The 23,262-nt window shown below is 71.7% G+C and carries 17 protein-coding genes and 2 pseudogenes; 9 read left to right on the forward strand and 10 right to left on the reverse strand.

What is annotated here, in order from left to right; genetic code table 11:
* Window position 1: 1 nt before the first annotated feature.
* From ACQEWB_RS00100 to solA, 4 genes are all read right to left on the reverse strand, one after another.
* Window positions 2-1,135, reverse strand: coding sequence for an ABC transporter ATP-binding protein (locus ACQEWB_RS00100; RefSeq protein WP_432825663.1), 1,134 nt, complete (start codon window positions 1,133-1,135; stop codon window positions 2-4).
* Window positions 1,128-2,228 carry an ABC transporter substrate-binding protein gene (locus ACQEWB_RS00105; RefSeq protein WP_432825665.1) on the reverse strand — a complete coding sequence of 367 codons (1,101 nt, stop codon included), beginning with the start codon at window positions 2,226-2,228 and terminating at the stop codon, window positions 1,128-1,130. The genes ACQEWB_RS00100 and ACQEWB_RS00105 overlap by 8 nt, the downstream gene beginning before the upstream one ends.
* Window positions 2,229-2,302: 74 nt before the next feature.
* Window positions 2,303-3,277 (reverse strand): ethanolamine utilization protein EutE, encoded by a 975-nt coding sequence (locus tag ACQEWB_RS00110; RefSeq protein WP_432825667.1) that lies wholly within the window; start codon window positions 3,275-3,277, stop codon window positions 2,303-2,305.
* A 5-nt stretch (window positions 3,278-3,282) separates the two neighbouring features.
* Window positions 3,283-4,416, reverse strand: a complete 1,134-nt coding sequence (gene solA / locus ACQEWB_RS00115) for an N-methyl-L-tryptophan oxidase (RefSeq protein ID WP_432825669.1) — start codon at window positions 4,414-4,416, stop codon at window positions 3,283-3,285.
* Between the two features lie 278 nt (window positions 4,417-4,694).
* Between solA and ACQEWB_RS00120 the strand changes: the two genes are divergently transcribed.
* Complete coding sequence (locus ACQEWB_RS00120) at window positions 4,695-5,438, forward strand: IclR family transcriptional regulator (protein ID WP_432843581.1); 744 nt, start codon at window positions 4,695-4,697, stop codon at window positions 5,436-5,438.
* A gap of 168 nt (window positions 5,439-5,606) precedes the next feature.
* On the opposite strand, the gene ACQEWB_RS00125 is transcribed toward ACQEWB_RS00120, so the two are convergent.
* From ACQEWB_RS00125 to ACQEWB_RS00135, 3 genes and pseudogenes are all read right to left on the reverse strand, one after another.
* A complete protein-coding gene (locus ACQEWB_RS00125; protein ID WP_432825671.1) occupies window positions 5,607-7,046 on the reverse strand; it encodes an NAD-dependent succinate-semialdehyde dehydrogenase in 1,440 nt (479 codons plus the stop codon).
* Window positions 7,043-9,908: pseudogene (locus tag ACQEWB_RS00130) on the reverse strand (FAD-binding and (Fe-S)-binding domain-containing protein). The gene ACQEWB_RS00125 and the pseudogene ACQEWB_RS00130 overlap by 4 nt, the downstream one beginning before the upstream one ends.
* Window positions 9,905-11,173 carry an aspartate aminotransferase family protein gene (locus tag ACQEWB_RS00135; RefSeq protein ID WP_432825673.1) on the reverse strand — a complete coding sequence of 423 codons (1,269 nt, stop codon included), beginning with the start codon at window positions 11,171-11,173 and terminating at the stop codon, window positions 9,905-9,907. The pseudogene ACQEWB_RS00130 and the gene ACQEWB_RS00135 overlap by 4 nt, the downstream one beginning before the upstream one ends.
* A gap of 258 nt (window positions 11,174-11,431) precedes the next feature.
* Between ACQEWB_RS00135 and ACQEWB_RS00140 the strand changes: the two genes are divergently transcribed.
* Window positions 11,432-13,117, forward strand: coding sequence for a PucR family transcriptional regulator (locus ACQEWB_RS00140; RefSeq protein WP_432825675.1), 1,686 nt, complete (start codon window positions 11,432-11,434; stop codon window positions 13,115-13,117).
* Between the two features lie 187 nt (window positions 13,118-13,304).
* On the opposite strand, the pseudogene ACQEWB_RS00145 reads toward ACQEWB_RS00140, so the two are convergent.
* The 3 genes and pseudogenes from ACQEWB_RS00145 to ACQEWB_RS00155 form a co-directional block, all read right to left on the reverse strand.
* A pseudogene (locus ACQEWB_RS00145) lies at window positions 13,305-13,757 on the reverse strand (SGNH/GDSL hydrolase family protein); the annotation flags it as partial.
* A 150-nt stretch (window positions 13,758-13,907) separates the two neighbouring features.
* Window positions 13,908-14,774: a calcium-binding protein gene (locus ACQEWB_RS00150; protein ID WP_432825677.1), complete on the reverse strand. Its 867-nt coding sequence runs from the start codon at window positions 14,772-14,774 to the stop codon at window positions 13,908-13,910.
* A gap of 135 nt (window positions 14,775-14,909) precedes the next feature.
* A complete protein-coding gene (locus ACQEWB_RS00155; RefSeq protein WP_432825679.1) occupies window positions 14,910-15,746 on the reverse strand; it encodes a DUF1206 domain-containing protein in 837 nt (278 codons plus the stop codon).
* A 307-nt stretch (window positions 15,747-16,053) separates the two neighbouring features.
* Here ACQEWB_RS00155 and ACQEWB_RS00160 point away from each other — a divergent pair, with 307 nt between their 5' ends.
* Genes ACQEWB_RS00160 through ACQEWB_RS00190 form a run of 7 tightly spaced genes read left to right on the forward strand, consistent with a single transcriptional unit; the run spans window position 16,054 to window position 23,234 of the window.
* Window positions 16,054-17,115, forward strand: a complete 1,062-nt coding sequence (locus tag ACQEWB_RS00160) for an ABC transporter substrate-binding protein (protein ID WP_432825681.1) — start codon at window positions 16,054-16,056, stop codon at window positions 17,113-17,115.
* 23 nt (window positions 17,116-17,138) lie between these two features.
* Window positions 17,139-18,707 (forward strand): sugar ABC transporter ATP-binding protein, encoded by a 1,569-nt coding sequence (locus ACQEWB_RS00165; RefSeq protein WP_432825683.1) that lies wholly within the window; start codon window positions 17,139-17,141, stop codon window positions 18,705-18,707.
* Complete coding sequence (locus ACQEWB_RS00170; RefSeq protein WP_432825685.1) at window positions 18,700-19,653, forward strand: ABC transporter permease; 954 nt, start codon at window positions 18,700-18,702, stop codon at window positions 19,651-19,653. The genes ACQEWB_RS00165 and ACQEWB_RS00170 overlap by 8 nt, the downstream gene beginning before the upstream one ends.
* A complete protein-coding gene (locus ACQEWB_RS00175) occupies window positions 19,650-20,588 on the forward strand; it encodes an ABC transporter permease (protein ID WP_432825687.1) in 939 nt (312 codons plus the stop codon). The genes ACQEWB_RS00170 and ACQEWB_RS00175 overlap by 4 nt, the downstream gene beginning before the upstream one ends.
* Entirely contained in the window at window positions 20,585-21,724 is a 1,140-nt protein-coding gene (locus ACQEWB_RS00180; RefSeq protein WP_432825689.1) for a M20 family metallopeptidase, read from the forward strand. Before ACQEWB_RS00175 ends, ACQEWB_RS00180 begins: the two co-directional genes overlap by 4 nt.
* Window positions 21,715-22,443, forward strand: a complete 729-nt coding sequence (locus ACQEWB_RS00185; protein ID WP_432825691.1) for an MBL fold metallo-hydrolase — start codon at window positions 21,715-21,717, stop codon at window positions 22,441-22,443. Before ACQEWB_RS00180 ends, ACQEWB_RS00185 begins: the two co-directional genes overlap by 10 nt.
* Complete coding sequence (locus ACQEWB_RS00190; RefSeq protein WP_432825693.1) at window positions 22,440-23,234, forward strand: IclR family transcriptional regulator; 795 nt, start codon at window positions 22,440-22,442, stop codon at window positions 23,232-23,234. The genes ACQEWB_RS00185 and ACQEWB_RS00190 overlap by 4 nt, the downstream gene beginning before the upstream one ends.
* The last annotated feature ends 28 nt before the right edge of the window (window positions 23,235-23,262 follow it).

The following is a 23,262-nucleotide window of genomic DNA, read 5'->3' on the forward strand; positions in this document are numbered from 1 at the left end:
CTCAGCCCTCCCCCTCGGTGTCGGGGAAGACGCTCACGTTGTCGGGGTCCGCGGTGAGGCCGACGCGTTCGCCGGTGGCGGGTGCGCGACCGGCGGGCAGTTCCAGTCGTACGGGAGCAGCGTCCGCGCTGCCTTCGGAGCGGACGGTGATCCGGACGAGGGTGCCGACATAGGTGACCGTCTCGACGGTCCCGGTACAGAAGCCCTCGCCGGGGGGACACAGGGTGATCCGGCCGGGCTGGACCGCCGCGCGGACCCGTGCGCCTTCCGGTACGGGCTGCGGGCGGGCCTTGAGGAGTCCGCCGGTGTCGAGGCGTACGAGGGTGTGGCCGGACGCCTGCTGCTCGCAGTGCCCGGGGAGGAAGTTGGCGGCGCCGAGGAAGTCGGCGACGAACAGGGTGCGGGGGCGCTCGAAGAGCTCCTGCGGGGTGTCGAACTGGTCGATCCGCCCGTCCCGCATCACCGCGATGCGGTCGGAGAGGACGAGCGCCTCCTCCTGGTCGTGCGTCACATAGATGACGGTCAGGCCGAGTTCCCGCTGGATGCGCTTGATCTCGGTCTGGAGCTGGTCGCGCAGCTTCTTGTCGAGGGCGCCCAGCGGCTCGTCCATGAGGATGACGGGCGGCCGGTAGACCAGGGCCCGGCACAGCGCGACCCGCTGCTGCTGGCCGCCGGACAGCTCGCGCGGCCTGCGCCGGGCCATAGCGGACAGGCCCGCCATCTCCAGGGTCTCGCCGACCCGGCGGCGCAGTTCCGCCTTGGGCACACCGCGCAGTTGGAGCGGGAAGGCGACGTTCTCCCACACCGTCATGTGCGGGAAGAGCAGGTACTGCTGGAAGACGAAGCCCAGGCCGCGCTTCTGCGGGGCGAGCCGGGTGACGTCCCGGCCGCCGACGACGACGGACCCGGAGTCGGGCTCGCAGAACCCGGCGATCATCATCAGGGTGGTGGTCTTGCCGGAGCCGGAGGAGCCCAGGAAGGTGACGAACTCGCCGGCCGCGATCTCCATGGAGACCTCGTCGACGGCCGTGACACCGCCGTAGGTCTTGCGCAGCCGGGTGACCGACAGGGGTTTCCCGGAGCCGGTCAGCGTCTCGGGCACGGTGAGCGAGGGCATGACGTCGGTCTCAGGCATGCGTCCACTCCTGCCACCGCTTGGACACGGCGTCCTGGTTCTTGATCCACCACTCGACGTCCAGGTCGAAGCCGGTCTCCAGGTGCGCCGGTGAACTGCCCAGGTTCGAGGCCGTCTTGGTGGAGAGCTTCTTGTAGGCGGCGGGCACCGAGGGGGCCATCGGGTAGATCTCGGCGTAGGCGGCCTGTACCTCGGGGCGCAGCGCGAAGTCGATGAGCTGGTAGGCGGCGTCGACGTTGGCCGCGCCCTTGGGGATGCCGAGGGCGTTGCTCTGCCGACGGGCGCCGTTCCACTGGTAGGCCAGCGGGGAGCCGCCCTTGATGAGGGCGTCGAGGCGGCCGTGCCAGACGCTGGAGGCGTCGACCTCCTTGCGGCCGAGGAGCACCCCGGGCAGGGCGCCGGTGTCCCAGAACTTGCGGACGTGGGGCTTGATCTCGGTGAGGGCCTTGAAGGCGCGGTCCACGTCGAGCGGGTAGAGCTTGTCCAGCGCCACGCCGTCGGCGAGGAGCGCGAACTCCAGCTCGGGCAGGTCGGCGTCCAGGGCCTGGAGGGCGCGGTTGCCGGAGAAGGTCTTGGTATCCCAGAAGTCGGCCCAGGAGGAAGGTTTCTTCCCACCGAAGGCGTCCGTGCGGTACGCCATCACGCTGGCCCAGTAGTTCTTGCCGACCGCGTTGGAGGTGACGAGGGCCTTGGCGATGCCGGCGCTCTTGAAGTTCTTCAGCCGGTCGTAGTCGAGGTCCTCGGTGGCGTCCTGCTGCTTGAAGAGGACGAAGTCGGCCATCGAGTCGTCGATGACGTCGAACTGCGGGCGGCCCTGCTTGATCTGGGCGAGCATCTGGGCGTACTCGATGTTCACCACCTTGACCTGGATGCCGGTCTCCTTGGTGAACGGGTCGTAGATCGCCTGCTGGTTGGCGTCGCCGTAGGAGCCACCGCTGTTGCGGACGACGAGCGTCTTGGAGCTCTTGCCGCCGCTGACGGTGGACCGGCTGGTGCCGGTGCCGCAGGCGGTGAGCGAGGTGGCGGCTACGCCGGCGGCGATGCCGCCGACTCCGCGCAGGAACACTCTGCGGTCTATCCGTGAGTCCTTCACCGGGGGCCTCCTGGGGATGTCGTACGAGGGGAGGGGATGGGGCGGGCGAGTGCGGGCGTGTCTGGGGGGTGGGGTTAGTGAGGAGCAGGGATGGCGATGGCCGCCAGCTCGGCGCCGGGGGCGACGGTCAGGCCACGCATGCCGTAGAAGACCCGGCCGGCGGCGGGGGTGTGGACCTTGTGCTCCTGGCCGTCGGCCGGATCGATGACGTGGCCGATGACCTGGCCCTCCGTCACGTCGTCGCCCGCGGTGAACTCGGGGTACCAGAGACCGGTGGCCTCGGCGGTGATCCCGGCGGCCCAGACCCATGCGCGGACGGTCGGCGCCGCTTCCGCGGGCTCGGCCTCCAGGACGCCGAGGCGGCCCAGCAGCCCGTACAGGCCGCTGACGAGACGGCGGGCGGTCTCCGGGTCGCGTTCGCCGAGCTGGCCGGTCTCGACGAGGATCGCCGGGATGCCCTTGCGGGCGGCGGCCGCGTGGCTGTTGCCGCCGTCGGCGTTCATTCCGTAGATGACGTCCTCGATGCCGAGGGCGTCGGCCATGTCGGCGGTCCTGGCGTCGAGTTCGGTGTCGCCGGTGAGGCGGTAGCCGACGAAATCAGTGAGCACTTCGTCGATGCCGCCGGAGTGCAGGTCGACGTAGGCGTCGGCGCCGTCGAGGAGGTGCGTGAAGAGCCAGGCGGCCAGGCGCTCGGTGGGGCAGCCGTCGGGGTCGCCGGGGAAGACGCGGTTGATGTTGATGCCGTCGAGCGGGGAGATGCCGAGCCGGCCCTGGTAGACGGCCGGGGGGTTGGCGACCGGGCAGACGACGACCTGGCCGTGCACCTCGCTGGGCTCCAGCAGGGCGGCGAGCCGGGTGGCCGCGTCGACTCCGGTGAACTCGCCGCCGTGGACGCCCGCGGTGATCAGGACGCGGGGGCCGGGGTGGGCGCCGTTGACCAGGGTCAGGGGGATGTCGACGGTGAGGGTGCCGAGGTCGGCGGGGACGGTACCGCGGGTCTTGGTGCCGGGCTCGGCGGTGAGGGCGCCGACGGAGAGGGGGGTGGTCATGCTGGTCACGCCTCCGTCCGGTCGAGGGTGGAGATGAAGTCGACGGGCTGCGGCGAGGAGCCGTCCAGGGCGAGGTCGGCCGCGATGTCACCGAAGGCGGGCGAGAGCTTGAAGCCGTGTCCGGAGAAGCCGGCGAGCAGGACGACGTTCTCGGTGCCGGGCAGCGGGCCGACGAGCGGGCGGCTGCTCTCGGTGTAGCCCTCCATGTAGACGGAGAGGCGGACCGGGTCGGGGTTCAGGTCCGGCATGTAGCGGCTCATGAGCTCGGTGAAGATCTCCAGCTCCTCGGGCTGCACGGTCCGGTCGAGGTGGTTCGGATCGCCGGCCGGTCGGTGCAGCACACGGGACAGGCCGAGCTTGACGGAGACGCCGTCCGGGGAGGGCAGTCCGTAGCAGTGCGTGGGCGCGGTGCGGATGAAGGCGGGGCACTCCTCGCCGTACCAGGCGTCGCTGGTGGGCACGTACCAGGCGCTGAGCAGGCGGCGGACGTCCACCTCCCACGGCAGGTCGGGCAGCAGGTCGTTGACCCAGGGGCCGGGGCTGACCACGGCGGTGTCGAAGTGCTCGCTGCCCGCGTCGGTGCGGATCTCGACGCCGTTCGCGACGGGCACGATCTCGCGGACCGGGGTGTAGCGGTGGATGACCGCGCCCAGTTCCTCGGCACGGCGGGCGGCGGTCTGGATGGTCAGTTCGGGCCGGATGAACCCGGCGCGGCGGTCCAGTACGGCGGCGTCGCCGTCCTCGATGCGGAACTGCGGGAAGCGCTTGGCGAGTTCGCCGGCGTCCAGCACCTCGTGGTCCAGGCCGTGCTCGGCGATGGACTGAAGGACGGTGGCCATCTGCTGGTGCTCGGTGGGCCCCATCAGCAGGCATCCGGTCATCCGGCGCAGTTCGCGGCCGGTCTCCTCCTGGAGCCGGTCGAACAGGGCGTCGGCGTGCTGGAGCAGCGGCACGTACCGGGAGTCCTCGAAGTGGGCGCTGCGGAAGATCCGGGTCTCGCCGCCGGCGGCGCTGCGGTCGTGGCCCGGGGCGAAGCGGTCGTAGCCGACCACCTCGGCTCCGCGGGCGGCCAGGCGCCAGGCGGCCTGGCTGCCCATGGTTCCGACGCCGACTACGGCGACGCGCTTCCTGGCAGACACAGGAGGTTCCTTTCTTCTGCCGGGCCGTGGATGCTTTACGCCCGGGGATGCGGATTCTCGAATTCCAGATTCAGGGGTACGGGGCCGTCGGCTCCGACCTTCGGGCCTTCGGGCCTTCCGGTCTCCGGTGGGAGGGGCTCGCCCTCCTCTTCGGCAATTCCGTGCCACATTGTGGAACGCTGTGCTAGAATCTGGCACGACAATGGCAGTGGCGCACGAGGGGAGTCAAGGGGCGTGCGCACGGAGTTCGCAAAGTTAACGGGGGAAACCCAATGGAAATGAAGAGCGTGACCAGGTCATTGCGCATCCTGGAGGCGGTCGCCCAGCACCAGCCGGTGACCGTGGGGGAACTCACCAAGCTCTTCGGGCTGCCCAAGTCGACGGTGCAGCGCACGCTGGTCACCCTGAACGAGGCCGGGTGGCTGCGGGCCAACCGCAAGGACACCACCCGCTGGGAGATCGGCGCCCGGGTGCTGGCCGTACGCCCGGCCGCGCTCCAGGGTTCCAGCCTGTTCGCCGCCGCCCGCGAACCGATGGTGCACCTGCGGGACGAGGTGAACGAGACCATCCACCTGTCGGTGCCGGACGCCCTTCAGTGCATGGTCGTGGTGGACCGCGTCGACTGCGACCATCCCGTACGCACCTTCCACACCATCGGCGACACCTCGCCGCTGCACGCCACCGCCACCGGGCGCGCCGTCCTGGCCCACCTGCCGAAACAGGACGTCGAGGAGTTCATCGCGCAGGGCCTGGAGCGCTACAGCGACACGACCCCGGTGGAGCCGGAGGAACTGCGCGCAGAGCTGCGCCGGATCCGCACGGACGGCTACGCGGTCAACCGCAACCAGTTCCGGCCGGACGTCTGCGCCATCGCCGCGCCGGTCCTGGACCAGGACGGCACTCCCCTGGCCACCGTGGCCGTCTCCATGCCCGACTCCCGCTTCGACGCCGACCGGCTTCCCGAAATGGGACGACTGGTGGCACACGCGGCTGCGGAGATCACCGCTCGGCATCTGGGCTGAGGGGTGCGGACGGGAAGCGCGGCGGCATGACGTGCCGTGGACCGGCGGCGCGCCGGCACGCCCGCACGCTGACATGACGCCCCGTGCCCGGCCCGAAGAAGTGCGGCCGGACACGGGGCCTTCCGCGCGGTGCGCGACGGGGCGTATGTCAGGGCAGGACTACCGCCCTCATCGCACGGGCACCGCGAGGTACTGGAACTCCAGGAACTCGTCGATCCCGACCCGGCCGCCCTCACGGCCGAGCCCGGACTGCTTGACGCCGCCGAAGGGGGCGGCCGGGTTGGAGACGAGACCGGTGTTGAGGCCCACCATGCCCACCTCCAGGCGCTCGCTGACGCGAAGCGCCCGGTCGAGGCCCTCGGTGAAGACGTAGCCGACCAGGCCCCAGTCGGTGTCGTTGGCGCGGCGGACGACCTCGTCCTCGTCGTCGAAGGTGAGGATCGCGGCGACCGGTCCGAAGATCTCCGCGTCCATCAGCCGGCTCCCGGCGTCGACATCGGCGAGGACAGTGGGCGGGTAGAAGCAGCCCGGCCCCTCGGGCGTACGACCGCCGACGAGCACCCGGGCTCCACGCCCGACCGCGTCGGCGACCAGCTCCTCGACCTTGGCCCGGCCGGTCCGGTCGATCAGCGGGCCGACGTCGACGCCGTCCCGGGTACCGGGGCCCACGACGAGCGCGCCCATGCGCTCCGCGAGGCGCCGCCCGAACTCCTCCGCCACCGAGCTGTGCACGAAGAACCGGTTCGCGGCCGTGCACGCCTCGCCCATGTTGCGCATCTTGGCGACCATCGCCGCGTCCACGGCCGTGTCCAGATCGGCGTCTTCGAAGACGATGAACGACGCGTTCCCGCCCAGCTCCATCGAAGTCCGTACGACCGCCTCCGCGCTCTGCGCCAGCAGCAGCCGTCCGACGGCCGTGGAACCGGTGAAGGACAGTTTTCGAATGCGCCCGCCGCGCAGGAGCGGTTCGCACACCTCGCCCGCACGAGAGGTGGTGACGACGTTCAGAACGCCGTCCGGCAGCCCGGCCTCCTGAAGGATCGCGGCGAGCGCCAGGCTGGTGAGCGGCGTCTGGGGAGCCGGCTTGAGGATCATCGTGCAGCCCGCCGCGACGGCGGGGCCGATCTTGCGGGTGCCCATGGCGAGCGGGAAGTTCCACGGGGTGATCAGCAGACTCGGTCCGACCGGGCGGCGGGAGAGCAGCATGCGGTGCCGACCGTCCGGCAGGACGCCTCCGCCGCCGTCGATGCGCACGGCCTCCTCGGAGAACCAGCGGAAGAACTCGGCGGCGTACGCCACCTCGCCTCTGGCCTCGGCGAGCGGCTTGCCCATCTCGGAGGTCATCAGGTGGGCGAGTTCGTCGCTGCGGTCGAGGATGATCTCGTAGGCGCGGCGCAGGATCTCGCTGCGGGCCCGCGGTGCCGTGCGCGCCCACGCCTCCTGGGCCCGGACGGCCGCCTCCTCCGCGAGTGCGGCGTCCTTGGCGCCCGCGTCGGCGACGTGGGCGATGGTCTCGCCGGTCGCCGGGTCGTCCACGGGGAGGGTGGCGCCGTCCGTGGCGTCCACCCAGGCGCCGCCGATGAAGAGCTGCGTGGGGGTCTCGGTCATGGGGTCTCTCCTGGTCGGTCGGCGGCGGGATGGTCGGCTGCGGGGTCGAGCAGTTCCGCGAGGTGCAGGGCACGGATGTCCCGGCCCTCGGCGAGGTGGTCGATCTGGGTGGCGCAGCTGAAGCCGTCGGCCACCACAGGCTGACCGTCGACTGCGTCCAGGCGGGGCTTGAGGGCCAGGCCGGCGACGGCCATCGAGGTGTCGTAGTGCTGCTCCTCGAAGCCGAAGTTCCCGGCGAGTCCGCAGCAGCCCTCGGCCTCGTCGACCTCGCGGACACCCAGGCGGCGCAGCAGGTCGGCGGGGCGGCGGCCCTTGAAGGTGGCGTACTCGTGGCAGTGGGTCTGCAGGACGACGTGCTCGGGCAGCGGCGGGGTCCAGCCGGGATCCGCCAGGTCGGTGAGGGCGCCGGTGAAGGTGTGCACGCGGTCCGCGACCCGCCGGGCGGCGTCGGTGTCGAGGAGTTCGGGCACGTCCCGCTTGAGCGCGGCGGCGCAGCTGGGCTCGGTCACGACGATGGGCCGGTCGTCGCCGTCGTCGAGCCGGGCGACCGTGCGGGCCATGACGCGACGGGCCACCGACAGCTGGCCGGTGCTCACCCAGGTCAGTCCGCAACACAGGCCGCTCTGTGCGGTCGTGGGGATGCCCGCCTCGGCCAGGACACGGCGGGCGGAATCCGCCACCTGGGGGCGGAAGGCGCGGGTGAAGCTGTCGACGAACAGCAGGGCCCTGGCGGGTTCGACGGTCCGCGCCCGGCGCAGGACCTTACGCATCGCGCGGCGGGAGGCGAAGGAAGGGATCGCGCGCTTGGTGGTCACGCCGCCGAGGCGGGCGAGCAGTCGGCCGGCCGGCCCGCGCAGCAGCGCGTTGACCGGGCGGGCCGCGAACCCCGCGAAGGCGGAGGTCAGCGGCAGCCAGCCCAGGGAGTAGTGGGAGCGGGGTCTGAGGCGGCCCTTGTAGTGGTGGTGCAGGAACTCCGCCTTGTACGTGGCCATGTCGACGCCGACCGGGCAGTCGCTGGAGCAGGCCTTGCAGGACAGGCACAGGTCGAGGGCGTCCTTGACCTCGGTCGAGCGCCAGCCGTCCGTCACCGTCTCGCCGCGCACCATCTCCTGGAGCATCCGGGCCCGGCCCCGGGTGGAGTCGTTCTCCTCCCCCGTGGCCCGGTAGCTGGGGCACATCACGCCGCCCGTGTCGCTGCGGCACCGGCCGACTCCGACACAGCGGCGGGTCGCGCCGGCGAAGCCGTCCTCGTCGTGGGGGAAGGCGAACTCCGTGGCCAGGGGCTGGATCTGATGCAGGGCGAGGTCGGCGTCGAGCGGGGCGGGGGCGACGATGACCCCCGGGTTGAGCAGCCCTTCGGGTCGAAGACCTTCTTGAAGGCGGCGAACACGCCGATCATGCGGGGGCTGTACATGACCTCCAGCAGCTCGCCGCGCGCCCGGCCGTCACCGTGCTCGCCGGACAGCGTCCCGCCGTGCGCGACGACCAGCGCGGCGGCCTCCCGGAGGAAGCGGCGGGCCGCGCCACGGCCCTCGTCCGAGGCGAAGTCGAAGTCGATACGGACGTGGACGCAGCCCGCCCCGAAGTGCCCGTACATCACGCCGGTGAAGCCATGGGCAGCGAGCAGTGCGCGGAAGTCCCGGAGGTATCCGGCGAGGTTCTCGGGGGCGACCGCCGAGTCCTCCCAGCCGGGCCAGGACTCCCCGCCGTCGACGAGCCGGGCGGCGAGTCCGGCGCCGTCCTCGCGGACCCGCCACAGCGAGCGCCGTTCGGCCGGGCTCGCCACGACCCGGCCTCCGGTCGTCCGCCCCTGGGCCTTGAGGACGTCGAGCAGTTCGGCGGCCCGGGTGTCCACCGTGGCCGGATCGTCGCCGTCGAGTTCGACGTAGAGCCAGGCGCGTCCCTCGGGCAGTCCGGTGACGGAGTCCGGGCCCCGGCGGACGCGCATGGTGGCGACGATCGCCTCGTCCATGCCCTCCACGGCGGTGGGGTTCCAGCGCAGGATCTCCGGGATGTCCTCGGCGGCGGCGACCACATCGTCGTAGCCGAGAGCGAGCAGGGCCGAAGCCGGTGCGGTCGCCACCAGGCGGACCGTCGCCGCGGTGACGACCGCGCAGGAGCCCTCGGTGCCGACCAGGGCGCGGGCCATGTCGAAGCCGTGCTCGGGCAGCAGGTGGTGGAGCTGGTAGCCGGAGACCTGGCGCGGGATGCGGCCGAGTTCGGTACGGATCGGGGCCAGGTGGTCGGCGATCAGGCGTCGTACGTCGGCTTCAAGGCGCGCGACGCGCTCCGCGTCCGCGGGGTCCACCGGATGCAGCCCGGTGCGGTCGGCGACGGCCCCCACCCGTCGGCCGTCACGACCTCCAGGGCCTCGACGTGCGTGCTCGTCCGCCCGTGCCGCACCGACCGGTTGCCGCAGGCGTCGTTGCCGATCATGCCGCCGAGGGTGCAACGGCTGTGCGAGGACGGGTCCGGGCCGAAGGCGAGTCCGTGGGGAGCCGCCGCCTTCTGGAGCGCGTCGAGGACCACTCCGGCCTCGACGCGCGCGGTGCGCGCCTGCGGGTCGATGTCCAGGATCCGGTTCAGGTGCCGGGAGAGGTCGAGAACGACGCCCGGCCCGACCGCGTTGCCCGCCATGCTCGTACCGCCGCCCCGCGCGGTGACCGCGACGCCCGTCTCCTGGCACGCCCGTACCACCGCGACCACGTCATCGGTGGTACGGGGGAACACCACGGCCTGCGGTGGCACCCGGTAGTTGGAGGCGTCGTAGGCGTAGGAGCCGGTGCCCGGTCCCGTCTCCACCCGCAGTCCGGGGGCGGACTCCCCGAGCCGGGCGGTCAGCCGCGCGAGGGCGTCGCTCATCGGCCCGCCGCTCCCGAGGTTCCCGCCTCCACCGCGCTCGCCCAGGCCCGGAGTCCCTCGTCGACCGCCGTCTCGTCGATCACCAGCGCGGGGATCATCCGCACGACCTGGTTCCAGGCCCCGCACAGCAGCAGGAGCAGGCCTTCGTCGACGGCGGCGCGCTGCACGCGGGCGGCGGTCTCGGGGTCCGGGGCACCGTCCTCGGTGACGAACTCGCTGGCCAGCATCAGCCCGAGACCGCGGACGTCGCCGATGCCGGGGGTCCGGTCGGCCACCTTTTGAAGCCCTTCCCGCAACCGCGCGCCCATCGCCTCCGCGTTCTCCACGAGCTTCTCGTCGCGTACGACGTCCAGGGTGGCGCAGGCCGCCGCGCAGGCCACGGCGTTGGCGCCGTACGTACCGCCCTGCGAGCCCGGCCACGCCTTGGTCATCAGCTCCTCGGAGGCGGCGATGCCGGACAGCGGGAAACCGCTGGCCAGGCCCTTCGCGGTGACGAGGACGTCCGGGGTGACGCCGAAGTGGTCGTGGCCCCAGAAGCGTCCGGTGCGGCCGACGCCGGTCTGCACCTCGTCCAGGATCAGCAGGAAACCGTGCCGGTCCGCCCGCTCCCGCAGCCCCTCCAGGAAGGCGCGGTTGGCGGAGACGTAACCGCCCTCGCCCAGCACCGGCTCGACGATGACCGCGGCGGTGTCGGCGGGCGAGGAGATCGTCTGGAGTGTGTAGTCGAGTTCCTGGAGGGCGAATCGGGTGGCGGTGTCCTCGTCCCAGCCGTAGCGGAAGGCCGTCGGGAAGGGGGTGACGACCACACCGCTCATCAACGGGGAGAAGCCCGAGCGGAAGCGGGTGCCGGAGGTGGTCATGGAGGCGGCGGCGACCGTACGGCCGTGGAAACCGCCGTGGCAGACCAGGACGTTGGGGCGGCCGGTGGCCTGGCGGGCCAGCCGCAGCGCCGCCTCAACGGCCTCGCTGCCGGAGTTGGTGAAGAACAGGCTGTCCAGGCCGGGCGGCAGGACCTCGCCGAGCTTGTCGACGAGGCGCCGCAGGGGCTGGTGCATGACCGTCGTGTACTGGCCGTGGATGAGCGTGCCCACCTGCTCCTGCGCCGCCGCGACCACCCTCGGATGGCAGTGCCCCGTACTGGTGACACCGATGCCGGCGGTGAAGTCGAGGTAGCGGCGGCCGTCCTCGTCGTAGAGGTGGACGCCCTCTCCCCGGACCGCGGTCACGGGCGTGGCCTGGCGAAGGTGCGGCGACAGTGCGGTCATGGGCGTCTCCCGGCGTGGGTCGTCGGACAGGTGCGGTGCTTCGAGCATCCGTGCCGTCCCACGCGGGGCCAACGCGCGATCTGTCCGGCCGGGGTAGGGAGTTCTGACATTGTGTCCGGCGTACGGCCGCGATCCTGCGGTCACTGCCTTGCCCGACCGCGCCGAAGGGGCACTTGCGCAGGTCAGGGATGCTTGTCAAAGTGACGGGGCACTCCCCCGGTCTCGGCTTCACCCGAGCAGGGCCCCCATGGAGACACCGTGAACGACAGCCCCTGGACGGACCGCCCGTCGGACCCGCACGACCGGGACGCCGGTACGCCCGGCCACGCCCTCACCGTCGCCGATGTGCTGGCCCTGCCCGTCCTGGCAGACGGACGGCCTCAGGTGGTCACGGGCGTCGACCGCCTCGACCGCCCGGTCCGCTGGGTCCACATCACCGAGCTGACGGACCCGGGCTCCTTCCTCAAGGGCGGCGAACTCGTCCTGACCACCGGTATGCCGCTGCCCGACGACGCCGCGGGCGTACGGCGGTACGTCGACGAGCTCGCGGAGGTCGGCGCGGCGGCCCTGGTCATCGAACTGGTCCGCCGCTATCACCGACCGCCCGACGCCCTCGTACACGCCTGCCGCGCCCGTGGACTGCCTCTGATCACCCTGACAAGGGACGTGAACTTCCTGGAGGTCACCCAGGTCGTCCACACCCTCATCCTCGGGAACCAGGCCGACGCGATGCGCCGGACCCAGCGCGTCCACGAGGCGTTCACCGCCCTGACGCTCCGAGGGGCGGGAGCGGAGGACGTCCTGCGGGCGGCGGCCGAGATGAGCGGTCGTACGGTCGTCCTGGAGAACCTGGTCCACCAGGCACTGATCTGCGAGCCCTCCGGCACCACGCTCGAAGACGCGCTCACTGGATGGGAGCAGCGGTCCCGGGCGACTCCGCCGGGCGACCGGGCGGGGCTACGCGGCCCGGCGGGCTGGCTCACCGCACCGGTCGAGTACCAGGGCGAACGCTGGGGGCGCGTGACCATGCTGCCCGCCTCAGCCCCCACCGGCATCGAACCGGCCTTCGGGCCGGAGCACGTCACCGTCCTGGAACGCACGGCGATGGCCCTGACGGTCGCTCGTCTCATCCACGCCACGCCCTGGGAACGCACCGCGCACCGCAACGCCCTGCGCGATCTCGTCGAGCAGCGCCACCGGTCCCCGGAGGACGCGCGCGCCCGCCTGGCCGCGCTGGGCCTTCCGACGACGACCGGGCGGTTCGTCATGGTCGTGGTGGATCTCCCGGCGCCCCCCACGACCACCGTTGCGCCGACCTACCCGACAGCCCCCGACGCCCGCCTGTCCCAGGACCTGCGCGGCATGGGAATCCCAGCTCTCGTCGGTGAACTGTCCCCCGGCCGTCTGGGAGTCCTGCTCGCCCTGGGCCCGGCGCACCCCTGGCAACCCACCGTCGAACGGCTGAGCCGGACCGTGCTCGGCTTCGCCCCACAGGCCGTGGTGAGCGTCGGCTCCGAGGTCGACGACATCACCCACGCCGCCCGTTCCTTCCGCCGGGCGACCCGCGTGGCCGACGCGACCCCGCCCCATCAGCCCCTCCCCTCGGGCCGCTCCTTCCACGAACTCGCCGACATCGACCTGCCCCGGCTGCTGTACGCGCTGCGCGAGGACACCCGTATCCAGGAATACGCCGAACAACAGCTCGGCCGCCTTGTCGAGCACGACACCAGGAACGGCTCCACCCTGCTGGCGACCCTCCGCCACTACCTCGACGCCGCCGGCAACAAGACCGGCGCCGCCCGCCAAAGCGGCCTGTCCCGCGAGACGTTCTACCAGCGCCTGCGCACGATCGAGCGGATCCTCGACTGCGACCTGGAATCCGGCGAACAGCGCACCGCCCTGCATGTGGCTCTCACCGCGTTGGACGTCCTGCGCGTCCGCTGACGTCTCCTGCCCCGGCGGGGTGCCGTGAAGTCCTCCCGAGCCTCGCGGCACGGATGTCTTCGAGGGAACCCTGACTGCCCTGGATCGCCAACTGTCCGCGGGGATCCCCCGCGGACAGCAGTGGCGTACGGAACGCGTAGACAAAGCTCTGCGGGCGCTGTTCCGCTGGAGATGCCTCCGAAGCGCGTCAGTGTCCGTGGCCGGCGCCCAACTCCGCCAGTACGGCCTCCGCCATGGCCGCCGCACCCTTCGCGTTGGGGTGGGCCGGAGCCGCCGGTGAAGCCGGCTGGAGTGGCTCGATCCAGCGGTCCGCGGGCGGTTTGCACACGTCGTGGCCCCGCGTGGGCCCGTACGTGTCGACACGCTTCTCGGTGTCGCGCGGGTAGGGGAAGTCCTTGGCGGCGAACGGAACCGAGGGGTAGCAGCCGCCGCCGTCTTGAGGACCGTCAGCGCCAGCTGGTTGACACCTGACGCGGTGTAGTACTGCTGACAGGGGTTGCCCGTCAGGTCCTTCGAGGCGAGTTGGGCGCAGGTGCCGATGATGGAGCCGAACCCGATGTCGTTGCCGCCGATCTGCACCGTCACCAGGTCGGTGTCCGTTGGTGCCCTGGGGCTTCCACATCTCCTCGGTGGTCGCGCCGCCGCGGGCGTATCGGCAGCCAAGACCAGCGCACAGCACACAGACCTCCTGGTCCGAGCCGTCATGTCAGGGCTCGACCCGCCTTACGGTCGTACGCGGTCGGTGGAGGCCTCCGACGCTTCCGCGTCGGAGGCTCGTGCCCGTCCGGCGTCAGGGGCGCACGTCTACGTAGTCACCGGGTGCCTTGGCCGGTCCGGTGGTCGTGGAACCGGTGAAGTTCCAACGCCAGTAGCCGTCCCGGACCGCCTTGACGGTGGTGGAGAGATTGCCGGTGCTGTTGGTGTTCACCGTGGCCACCGTGGTGTAGGTGCTGCTCCCCTTGGGACGGAACTGGAGTTTCACCGCCCGGCCCGCGTATCCCGCATAGCGGTAGGTGTCCCAGTTGGCCCGCACGAGCTTGCCGGTGACGGTGATCTTGGCACCCTTGGCCACCGGCTCCGGCGACGCGTTGACCGTGAGCCGTGCCGCCCGCTTGAGGCCGAACGTTCCCACGCCGGAGGCGAAGGCGGAACCGCCGTCGTTGGCGTCGACCAAGGTGTCGACGGACCACGTGCCCGCGTTGGCGTTCGCCAGGTCCACCGGATCGTCGCTCCCCGGGGCCAGGTGGGCGTTGACGGTGAACGCCATCGTGCAGGCCGATTCGCTCTGGCACATGGTGTCCGTCGTGTAGAAACCGCCGTGCGGCCCCTTCAGATCCGCGTCCGCGGAGAGCAGGCCGGAGTCGTCCGACCCGGAAACCGTCACGGGGAACACCACGTCGTGCGTGATGCCCACGATCACGTCGTGCCCGGAGTTGACGGTGGCGCCGCTGATCACGGGGTCACCGTTCGCAGCCTTGGACGCGGCATCGGCCGAGCCGCCGAGCCCCGCCGCCAGCACCGTGACGGCGCCCACCACCGCGCCGCGACGTATGACGCCGCCGACCGCCCTCATGCGCGGGGCGGGCGCGGTGGCGGGCACGTCGGTCTCGCACCCGCCGGTGCGTCTCTCGGCCGACGATACGGTGAAGCGGCTCATGGTTCCTCCCGGGAACGAAGCCCTGCGGCTACCCACCCCACGGCCAGAGGCAGTTGGAGGTGAGAGCCGCAGACTGATGTGTGTCGCTCCCTACGACCACCGAACCCGCCCCACCGTTGCCCTCGACGGACAAGCTCAGACCTTGCGCCAGCGGGCCATTGCGAAGGAGAACAGTCCGAACAGGACGAGACCGAGCGCGACGCAGGCCGGCAGGCCGGGGCCGGCGGGCGTGTGGGCGAAGGACCGCAGGGTGTCGTCGAGTCCTTTGGCCCGGTTCGGCTCGTAGTCCACCGCGGCACGTACGGCGAAGACACCCGCGGCGGCGAACACCAGCCCGCGGGCCGCACCACCGCCGACACCGGTGACGTCGACCGCGTGCCGGGTGCGCGAGGACATCTCCCCCAGCCGCAGCTTGTCGTGGTACTTCCGCAGCACGGCCCGTCCGCCGATCCACAGTCCCGCGACGACGATCCCGGCGCCCGCCACCGCGACGATCCACTGTCCCCCGGGTACGCCGAGCAGCCGGGCGGCGACGTCCTTGGACTGCCGGTCGTCGGAGCCGCCGCCGTTGCCCGAGCCCGCCGCCAGGGCGAGGACGGAGTGGGCGACGAAGAAATAGAACACACAGCGGGCCACTGACAGCAGGCGCTTCTTCGCGCTGCGCCCGTCGGGGCCGGTCGCGCCGAAGGCCGCCTCGGACAGCCGCCACAGCGCCATGCCGGCCAGTGCGACGCCCAGCGTGAACAGCAGCACCGAGCCGAACGGCCGGTTCCCGATCTCGGCGAGGGCTCCCCGCCGGTCGGCGTCCCGGCCACCGTCCCCGAAGGCGATCCGCAGGGCGAGTACGCCAACGAGCAGATACATCACCCCGCGCGCGGCGAACCCCGCCCGCGCGGCCGCTTTCACCGCGGACCCCCGGGCGGCCTTCGCCGCCCCGACCCTGCCGTCCCGCGCCAACGCTCCCGCGTTCATCCCGGCCTCCCGTCGCCCAGGAGACTCCAGGTGCCCCGATTGCGCAGCTGTACGCGGTCCGCCCGCGCAGTCGCCGTCGGCAGCCACGTGAGCGGTCGTGTTGTGCAATGCGAAATTCTGTATTGCAGATGTGGTGCACGGCTGGGCGTACCCATAAGTTCCCCTCTCAACAGACCGGTCCTCACCGGGCGTAACGCCCCCACCAGCCGGAACGCGGATGTTCCGGCGTGCGCGCACGCCCTTTCCCAACCCCGTCCCCCCGGGCCCCCGCGGCCCGGACGTCTTCGAGGGAACCGAGGAGCTTTTCATGAACTCACGCTCAGCACGAGGTGGAGTGGCCCTCGCGGCCTCCCTGTGCGCCCTTGCCGCGCTGACGGCCTGCGACGTCCAGAACAGCTCGGCCTCCGCCGGCACAAGCGCCTCCGCCGCCGCGGCCAAGAACCTCAAGGTCGGCTGGTCGACCATCTACCTGACTCCGTCGTGGATGCAGCAGACGCTGAAGATGCTGAACAGCGATGTCGCCAAGCAGAAGAAGGCGGGCAAGGTCTCCGAGTTCAAGACCTTCAACGCCAACGGCGACACCTCGCAGCAGATCGCGCAGATCCGCGCCATGATCCAGCAGAAGTACGACGTCATCCTCGTTGACGCCGGCTCCTCCACCGCCCTCAACCCGGCGCTGGAGCAGGCCGTGTCCGCGGGCATCACGGTCGTCGCCTTCGACTCGCTGCCCACCAGCAGCAAGGTGATCAGGGTAGGCACGGACCAGAAGGCCTGGGGCTCGATGATGGCCACCTGGCTGGCCAAGAAGCTGGGGGGCAAGGGCGACATCATCGCCATGAACGGCCCCGCGGGCGTCGCCGTCAGCGAGGACCGCTGGAGCGGGGCCGAGGCGGTCTTCAAGAAGTACCCGAACATCAAGATCGTCAGCAATGTGCACAGCGAGTACAACCTCGCCCCGGCCGCCCAGGCCTTCGCCTCCGCCTACTCCGCGCACCCCGGCGTCCAGGGCGTCTTCTCCCAGGGCGGAGCACTCTCGGCCGCCGCCCTCCAGACGCTGGTCAAGCAGGACAAGAAGCTCGTCCCGATCACCGGCGAGAACTACAACGGCTTCCTGAAGATGTGGCAGGCACAGAAGAAGAATGGATTCTCCTCCTACGCCACCGCCCAGCCCAACTACCTCGCCGTGATCGCGCTGGAGGCCGCGGTCGCCAAGAAGGAAGGCGTCTCCGTCCCGCAGGACATCACCGTCCCGCTGCCCGAGATCACCGACGAGAACCTCTCGCAGTACGTCAAGACCGACCAGCCCGACGACTCGTACCCGATCAACGACATCTCGCAGTCCGCGATCGACAAGCTCCTCGGCAAGTGAAGCCGGAAGGCGGAGTCGGGAAAGTGACTAGGCCGCCCGTGCTGAGCGTGGAACAGGTCTCGAAGTCCTTCGCGGGCAACCAGGTGCTGCGCGAGGTGAGTCTCACCGTCGAACCCGGCGAGGTCCTCGCGCTCGTCGGGGAGAACGGTGCCGGCAAGTCCACCGTGCTCTCCCTCATCACCGGGCTGCTCGCGCCGGACTCCGGCCAGGTCGTCCACGACGGCACACCCGTACCCCGGGCGTGGTCACCACACCGCGCCCGGGCCGCCGGGATCGGCTCCGTCCACCAGGAGCTGAGCCTCAACCCGCACCAGAGCGTCGCGGAGAACGTCTTCCTCGGCGCCTGGCCCAGCCGGCACGGTCTGGTGCGATCCCGCGAACTCGCCGAGCGGGCCCGCCCGTTGCTGGAACGGGTCGGTCTGGACATCGACCCGAACCTGCGCGCCGGCCGGCTCCCGCTCGGCGGCCTCCAACTGGTGGAACTCGCCAAGGCGCTGGCCGGCCGGCCCCGCCTGCTGATCCTGGACGAGGTCACCTCAGCCCTCGACGAGGACCAGGTGGCCTCCGTCTTCCGGGTCGTGCGCGAACTGCGCGCCGACGGCGGCTCCGTCATCTTCGTCAGCCACCGCATGGCCGAACTCTTCGCCATCAGCGACCGGTTGACGGTGCTCAAGGACGGAGCCGTGACGGCGACGCGGGAACGGGAACAGACCGATCACGACGACGTCGTACGCCTCATGATCGGGCGAGAACTTTCGGACCTGTTCCCGGCGAAGGCGAACGGTTCCCCTTCTGAACCCCTGCTCCAGGCGCGGGACTTGACCGTCCCCGGCGCCTGCGCGGGGGTCGACCTGGACCTCGTGCCCGGCCGCGTCCTCGGCCTGGGCGGGCTCCAGGGGCAGGGCCAACGGGAGGTGCTGCGCGCCCTGTTCGGCCTCGCCCGGCACACCGGGCGGATCGCAGTGGACGGACGGCCCGCCCGGATCACCTCGCCGCGGCGGGCGATCCGGCACCGCATCGCGTACGTGCCGGAGGACCGCAAGACCGAGGGCGTCCACACCGCGCGCTCCGTCCGCGACAACCTCGCCCTGCCCAGCCTGCGCGAACTCGCCCCGGCCCGCCGCCTCACCACCGTCTCGCGTGGCGCCGAGTCCCGGCTGGTCGCCGAGCTCACCAAGCGGCTGCGCATCAAGGCCGCCTCCCCCGCACAGGAGACGCGCCGGCTGTCCGGCGGCAACCAGCAGAAGGTGGCCCTCGCCAAGTGGCTGCCGACGGCGCCCCGCGTGCTGCTCCTCGCCGAGCCGACCCGAGGCATCGACATCGGCACCAAGCGCGAGATCTACCACCTGCTGCGCCGCCTGGCCGACGAGGGCATGGCGGTCCTGATCACCTCGGGAGACACGATGGAACTGGTCGGCCTCTGCGACGAGGTGGCCGTGCTGTACGAGGGGGCGGTCGTCGACCGGCTGGCCGGCTCCGACCTCACGGAGGAGCGACTCGTGCGGGCGTCCGTGACGGGCGCGGCCGTCACGGACATCGGGGCGACCTCGGCCCCGGACACCTCCGCACCCGGGAGCGTGGCCCGTGCGTGAGCGTCTGTTCTCCCGCGCCCGGGCCGACTCCGAGATCCTGTGGCTGCTCGGCCTCCTCCTCGTCCTGCTCATCGCCTACCAGCACTACGACCCCGGACTGCTGACCCCCGCCTCCGTCACCATCCTGTCGGCGCAGTTCCTGCCGCTGCTGCTGGCCGCCGCCGGGCAGACGTCGGTCATGCTGCTCGGCGGCATCGACCTCTCCCTCGGCTCGGTGCTCGCCCTCGCCATGGCGGTGTTCGCGACCCAGGACCCGCACGGCACCGGCGGAGTCGTGGCCGCCGCGCTGCTCGCGCTGGCCGCGGCGGTCGGGGCCGGCGCGGTCAACGGCACGCTCGTGGCGTACGCGGGACTCCCGCCGATCGTGGTGACCCTCGCCGCCTCCTTCCTGTGGAGCGGTGTGACCCTCGTGGTCCTGCCGCAGCCGGGGGGACATGTGCCGGGCGGGCTGGTGAACGCGTACAACAACGGCTGGAACGGCGTCGCCGTGCCCGCCCTCGCGCTCGCCGTCGTCCTCGCCGCGTGGAAACTGCTGCGCACCACCCGGCACGGGCTCGCCCTGTACGCGGTCGGCGGCAACGAACACGGCGCCTACGCCAGCGGGTTGGCCACACGTGCGGTGAAGATCGGCGGCTATGCCCTGGCCGGCGTGTTCACCGGGCTCGCCGGGATCGGGCTCGCCGTCCAGACCGGTTCGGCGGATCCGACGATCGGCGCGCCGTACACCCTCAACTCGATCGCCGCCTGTGTGCTCGGCGGCATCAGCTTCTTCGGCGGGGTCGGCCGGATGCGCGGGACGGTCCTGGGCGCGCTGGTGATCGGCCTGCTCACCAACCTGCTGCTGTTCACCGGGATCTCGCCGTTCTACCAGCTCGTCGTGCAGGGCGTGATCCTCGTGGTCGCGCTCGCGCTGAAGACGTACGTCGCGAAGGAGGCGGCCGTATGAGCACGCTGGCCGTGGTACGTGGCAGCCGGGCCGCCTGGGCGTTCGGCGTGCTGGCGCTGACCTGGACGGCGGCGGTCGTCTTGGCCGACGGCTTCGACAGCGCCTCCAGCTTCCGTTACCTGGTCCAGACGGCGTCCTTCCTGGGTATCGTCGCCGTCGGCCAGACCCTGGTCATCATCATGAGCGGCATCGACCTGTCGGTGTCGGGGGTGGTCGCCCTGTCCGCGGTCGTCTGCGCGAAGGTCGCCTCCGGTACCGGGGGCGGCGCGACGGGCATCCTGGTGGCCCTCGCGCTCAGTGCGCTGGTGGGAGCGGTGAACGCGGCCGGGGTGGTGTGGCTGCGGGTGCCGCCGATGGTGATGACGCTGGCCACCGGGACCATTCTGGCGGGCGCCCTGCTCGTCTACACGGACGGTTCGCCCAGTTCGGCCGAGGTGCCCCTCCTCGACTCGCTCGCCAACGGGCGTGTGCTGGGCGTCCCCTGGGCGTTCGTCCTGTGGCTCGGCATCACGGCCGTCGCAGGCTGGCTGCTGCACGCCTCCCGCACCGGCCGGTACGCCTTCGCGCTCGGCTCCGGCGAAAGCGCCGCCCGCGCCTCCGGAGTGCCGCTCGCGGCGACGGCGTTCACCGCCTACGTCGGCTGCGCCCTGCTCGCCGGGGTGGCCGGTCTGGTGCTGCTCGGCTTCACCGGCACCAGTTCGCTGACCATGGGCAACCCCTACCAGCTGCTGTCCATCGCCTCCGTGGTGCTCGGCGGCACCTCCATCCTGGGCGGCCGCGGTCACCTCCTCGGCACCGTCGGCGGAGCCCTGTTGCTGACCCTGCTCACCGCGCTGCTGACGTCCTGGAACCTCTCGGAGGGCGTGCGCCAGGTCGTCCTCGGGGTGCTGATCATCGGCCTGCTGCTGGTCTACGCGAGGGAGCGCCGCGCATGACGGACCTGACGTCCCTGCTGCGGGATCTCGTACGGCTGCCCAGCGTGAACCCGCGCGGCAGGTCGGGCGACGGGGGCGAGACGGCCGTGGCCGGATACGTCCGTGACTGGCTCGAACGGCACGGCGTGCGGGCCGAGTTGCACGAGGTGCTGCCGGGCCGGTGCAACGTGGTGGCGATCGTGCCGGGGCGGCTGGCGGAGGCAGTACTGCTGGAGTCGCATCTCGACACGGTCGAGACCGACGCGATGACGGTGCCGCCGTTCGACGGTGAGGTGCGCGACGGCCGCCTGTACGGGCGCGGTGCCTGCGACGCCAAGGGTCCGCTGGCCGCGTTCATGCTGGCCGCCGCCGAACTCGCCCGTGGGGAGCAGCCGTTGCACACGGTCGTGCTGGCCGGGGTGTGCGACGAGGAGCACGCCTACCGGGGCGTCGTACACCTGTTGGAGCAGCTGAGCGAGCGCACGGTCGTGGGCGCGATCGTCGGGGAGCCCACCGGGCTGGTGCCGGTCGTCGCCCACAAGGGTGTGGTGCGCTACACCGTGCGGACCTCGGGCCGGGCGGGGCACAGCTCACGCCCGGATGAGGCGGTGAACGCGATCTCCCTGATGGCGCCTGTCCTGGCCCATCTCGCCGCCACTCCCCCAGACGTCGCCCAGCACCCGCTGCTCGGCCCGGCGACCCGCACGGTCACCCGGATCCGCGGCGGCACCGGCCCGAACACGATTCCCGGCATCTGCGAGGCGGACGTGGACCGGCGTACCCTGCCGGGCGAGGAGGCGGACGACGTCTGGCGGCAGGACCGCGCCGAACTCGCCGAGCTGGGAGCCGAGTTGGACCCCCCGTTCCTCGTCGACCACGCTCTCGACACCCCAGTGGACTCGGCCTTGGTGAGCGCGTTGCGCGGCGCCCTCGCCGCTCACGGCCGTCCGGGCGAGACCGCGGGCATGCCCTTCGGGACGGACGCGAGCAAGATCGCCCGGGCGGGCGTGCCGACGGCGGTCCTCGGCCCCGGTTCGCTGCGGGACGCGCACGCGGCGGACGAATCGGTGGAGTTGGCGGAGGTGGAGCTGGCCGCGCGGGTCGTGGTGGCGGCGGTGCGTGCCCTGGCCGTACCGGAGGAGCCTGCATGCGGCTGACCGACCATGTCACGCTCGTCGCCAGCGGAGCCGCCGGGTTCGATCTCACCGACCCGTTGGACTGCCATGCCTATCTCGTGCGGGGCGGCCGCCGCAGCGCGCTGATTGATGCCGGTGCCGGACGCTCCGCCGCCGACATCCTGCGCATCGCGGGCGTCCGCCCCGACCTGCTCCTGCTCACCCACGGCCATGCCGACCACGCCGGCGGGGCCGCCGCTCTCGCCGCGGCGCTGCCCGGCCTGCGGGTGCTGGCCGGGGCGGAGGCGGTCGCCTGGATCGCCGACGGGAACGAGGCGGGCCTGAGCGTGGACAAGGGGAAGGCGGCAGGGGTCTACCCGCCCGAGTACGCCGTCCCGCCCTGCCCCCGGGTCGAGGCGGTCGCCGACGGCGCGGAGTTCGACCTCGGCGGCGGGGTCGTCGTACGAGCCCTGGCCACGCCCGGTCACGCGGACGGGCACATGTGCTACCTGCTCACGACCCCGCACCACACGGCCCTGTTCTCCGGGGACTGTGTCTTCACCGGGGGGCGGATCTCCCTGCAGAACCTGCACGACTGCCGGGTGCCGGAGTACGCGGCCAGCCTGACCATGCTGGCCGCGCTCGACGTGGACGCGCTGTTCCCCGGCCACCACGAGATCTCGCTCGCCGGAGCCGGACGTCACCTCACCACCGCCCGTGACATCGTGGCCCGTGGACTACTGCCCAGGAGTACGACATGACCGCCACACCCCCGGCCCGGCGCAACCAGTCCTCTTCACTGCGGCGCGCCCTCACGGTCCTGGAATACGTCCGTGACCACGCCGGCACGGGCCGGGGCATGTCCCTGAGCCGGATCGCGGACGACCTCGGCGTCAACAAGAGCACCGTGCTGCGCCTCACCACGCCGCTCATCGAGGCCGACCTGCTGGTGCGCGACCGGGAGACCGGCTGGTTCCGGCTCGGGCACGGCACCCTGCGGCTGGGACAGGCCTATCTGTCCTCCCTCGATCTGCGCACCGCCGCCGCCGAACCGCTCCGGCAACTCCAGCACGCGGTCGGGGAGACCTGCCACCTGGTCGTGTACGAGCCGCCGGACGTCGTCTACATCGACAAGGTCGAGAACGAGACCAGCGTGCGCATGGCATCCCGCATCGGCAGCCGGGTGCCCGCCTACCGCACGGCGGTAGGCAAGGCCATCCTCGCCTGGCAGGGCGAGGAGGCGTTCCACATCGTGGTGGACGCGGGGATGCCCCCGATCACGCAGTACACGGTCACCGATGCCGCGCGGCTGCGCATCGAACTCGAACGGGTCCGGCAGCGCGGCTACGCCATCGACGACCGGGAGAACGAACCCGAGGTGCGATGTGTCGCCGCGCCGGTCTTCGACCACACCGACGCGGTGGCGGGTGCGCTCAGCGTCTCCAGTCTGACCACCCGGATGACGCCCGCCCGGGTCCGTGAGGTCGGCCCCATGGTCGTCCGCACCGGCCTGGAGATCTCGCACGTCCTGGGCTCCGCCCGGGGACGCTGACCGACACCCGGAAACGGACCTGACCGAC

It is taken from the genome of Streptomyces sp. CA-249302, from assembly GCF_050936785.1.
GTDB lineage: Bacteria > Actinomycetota > Actinomycetes > Streptomycetales > Streptomycetaceae > Streptomyces.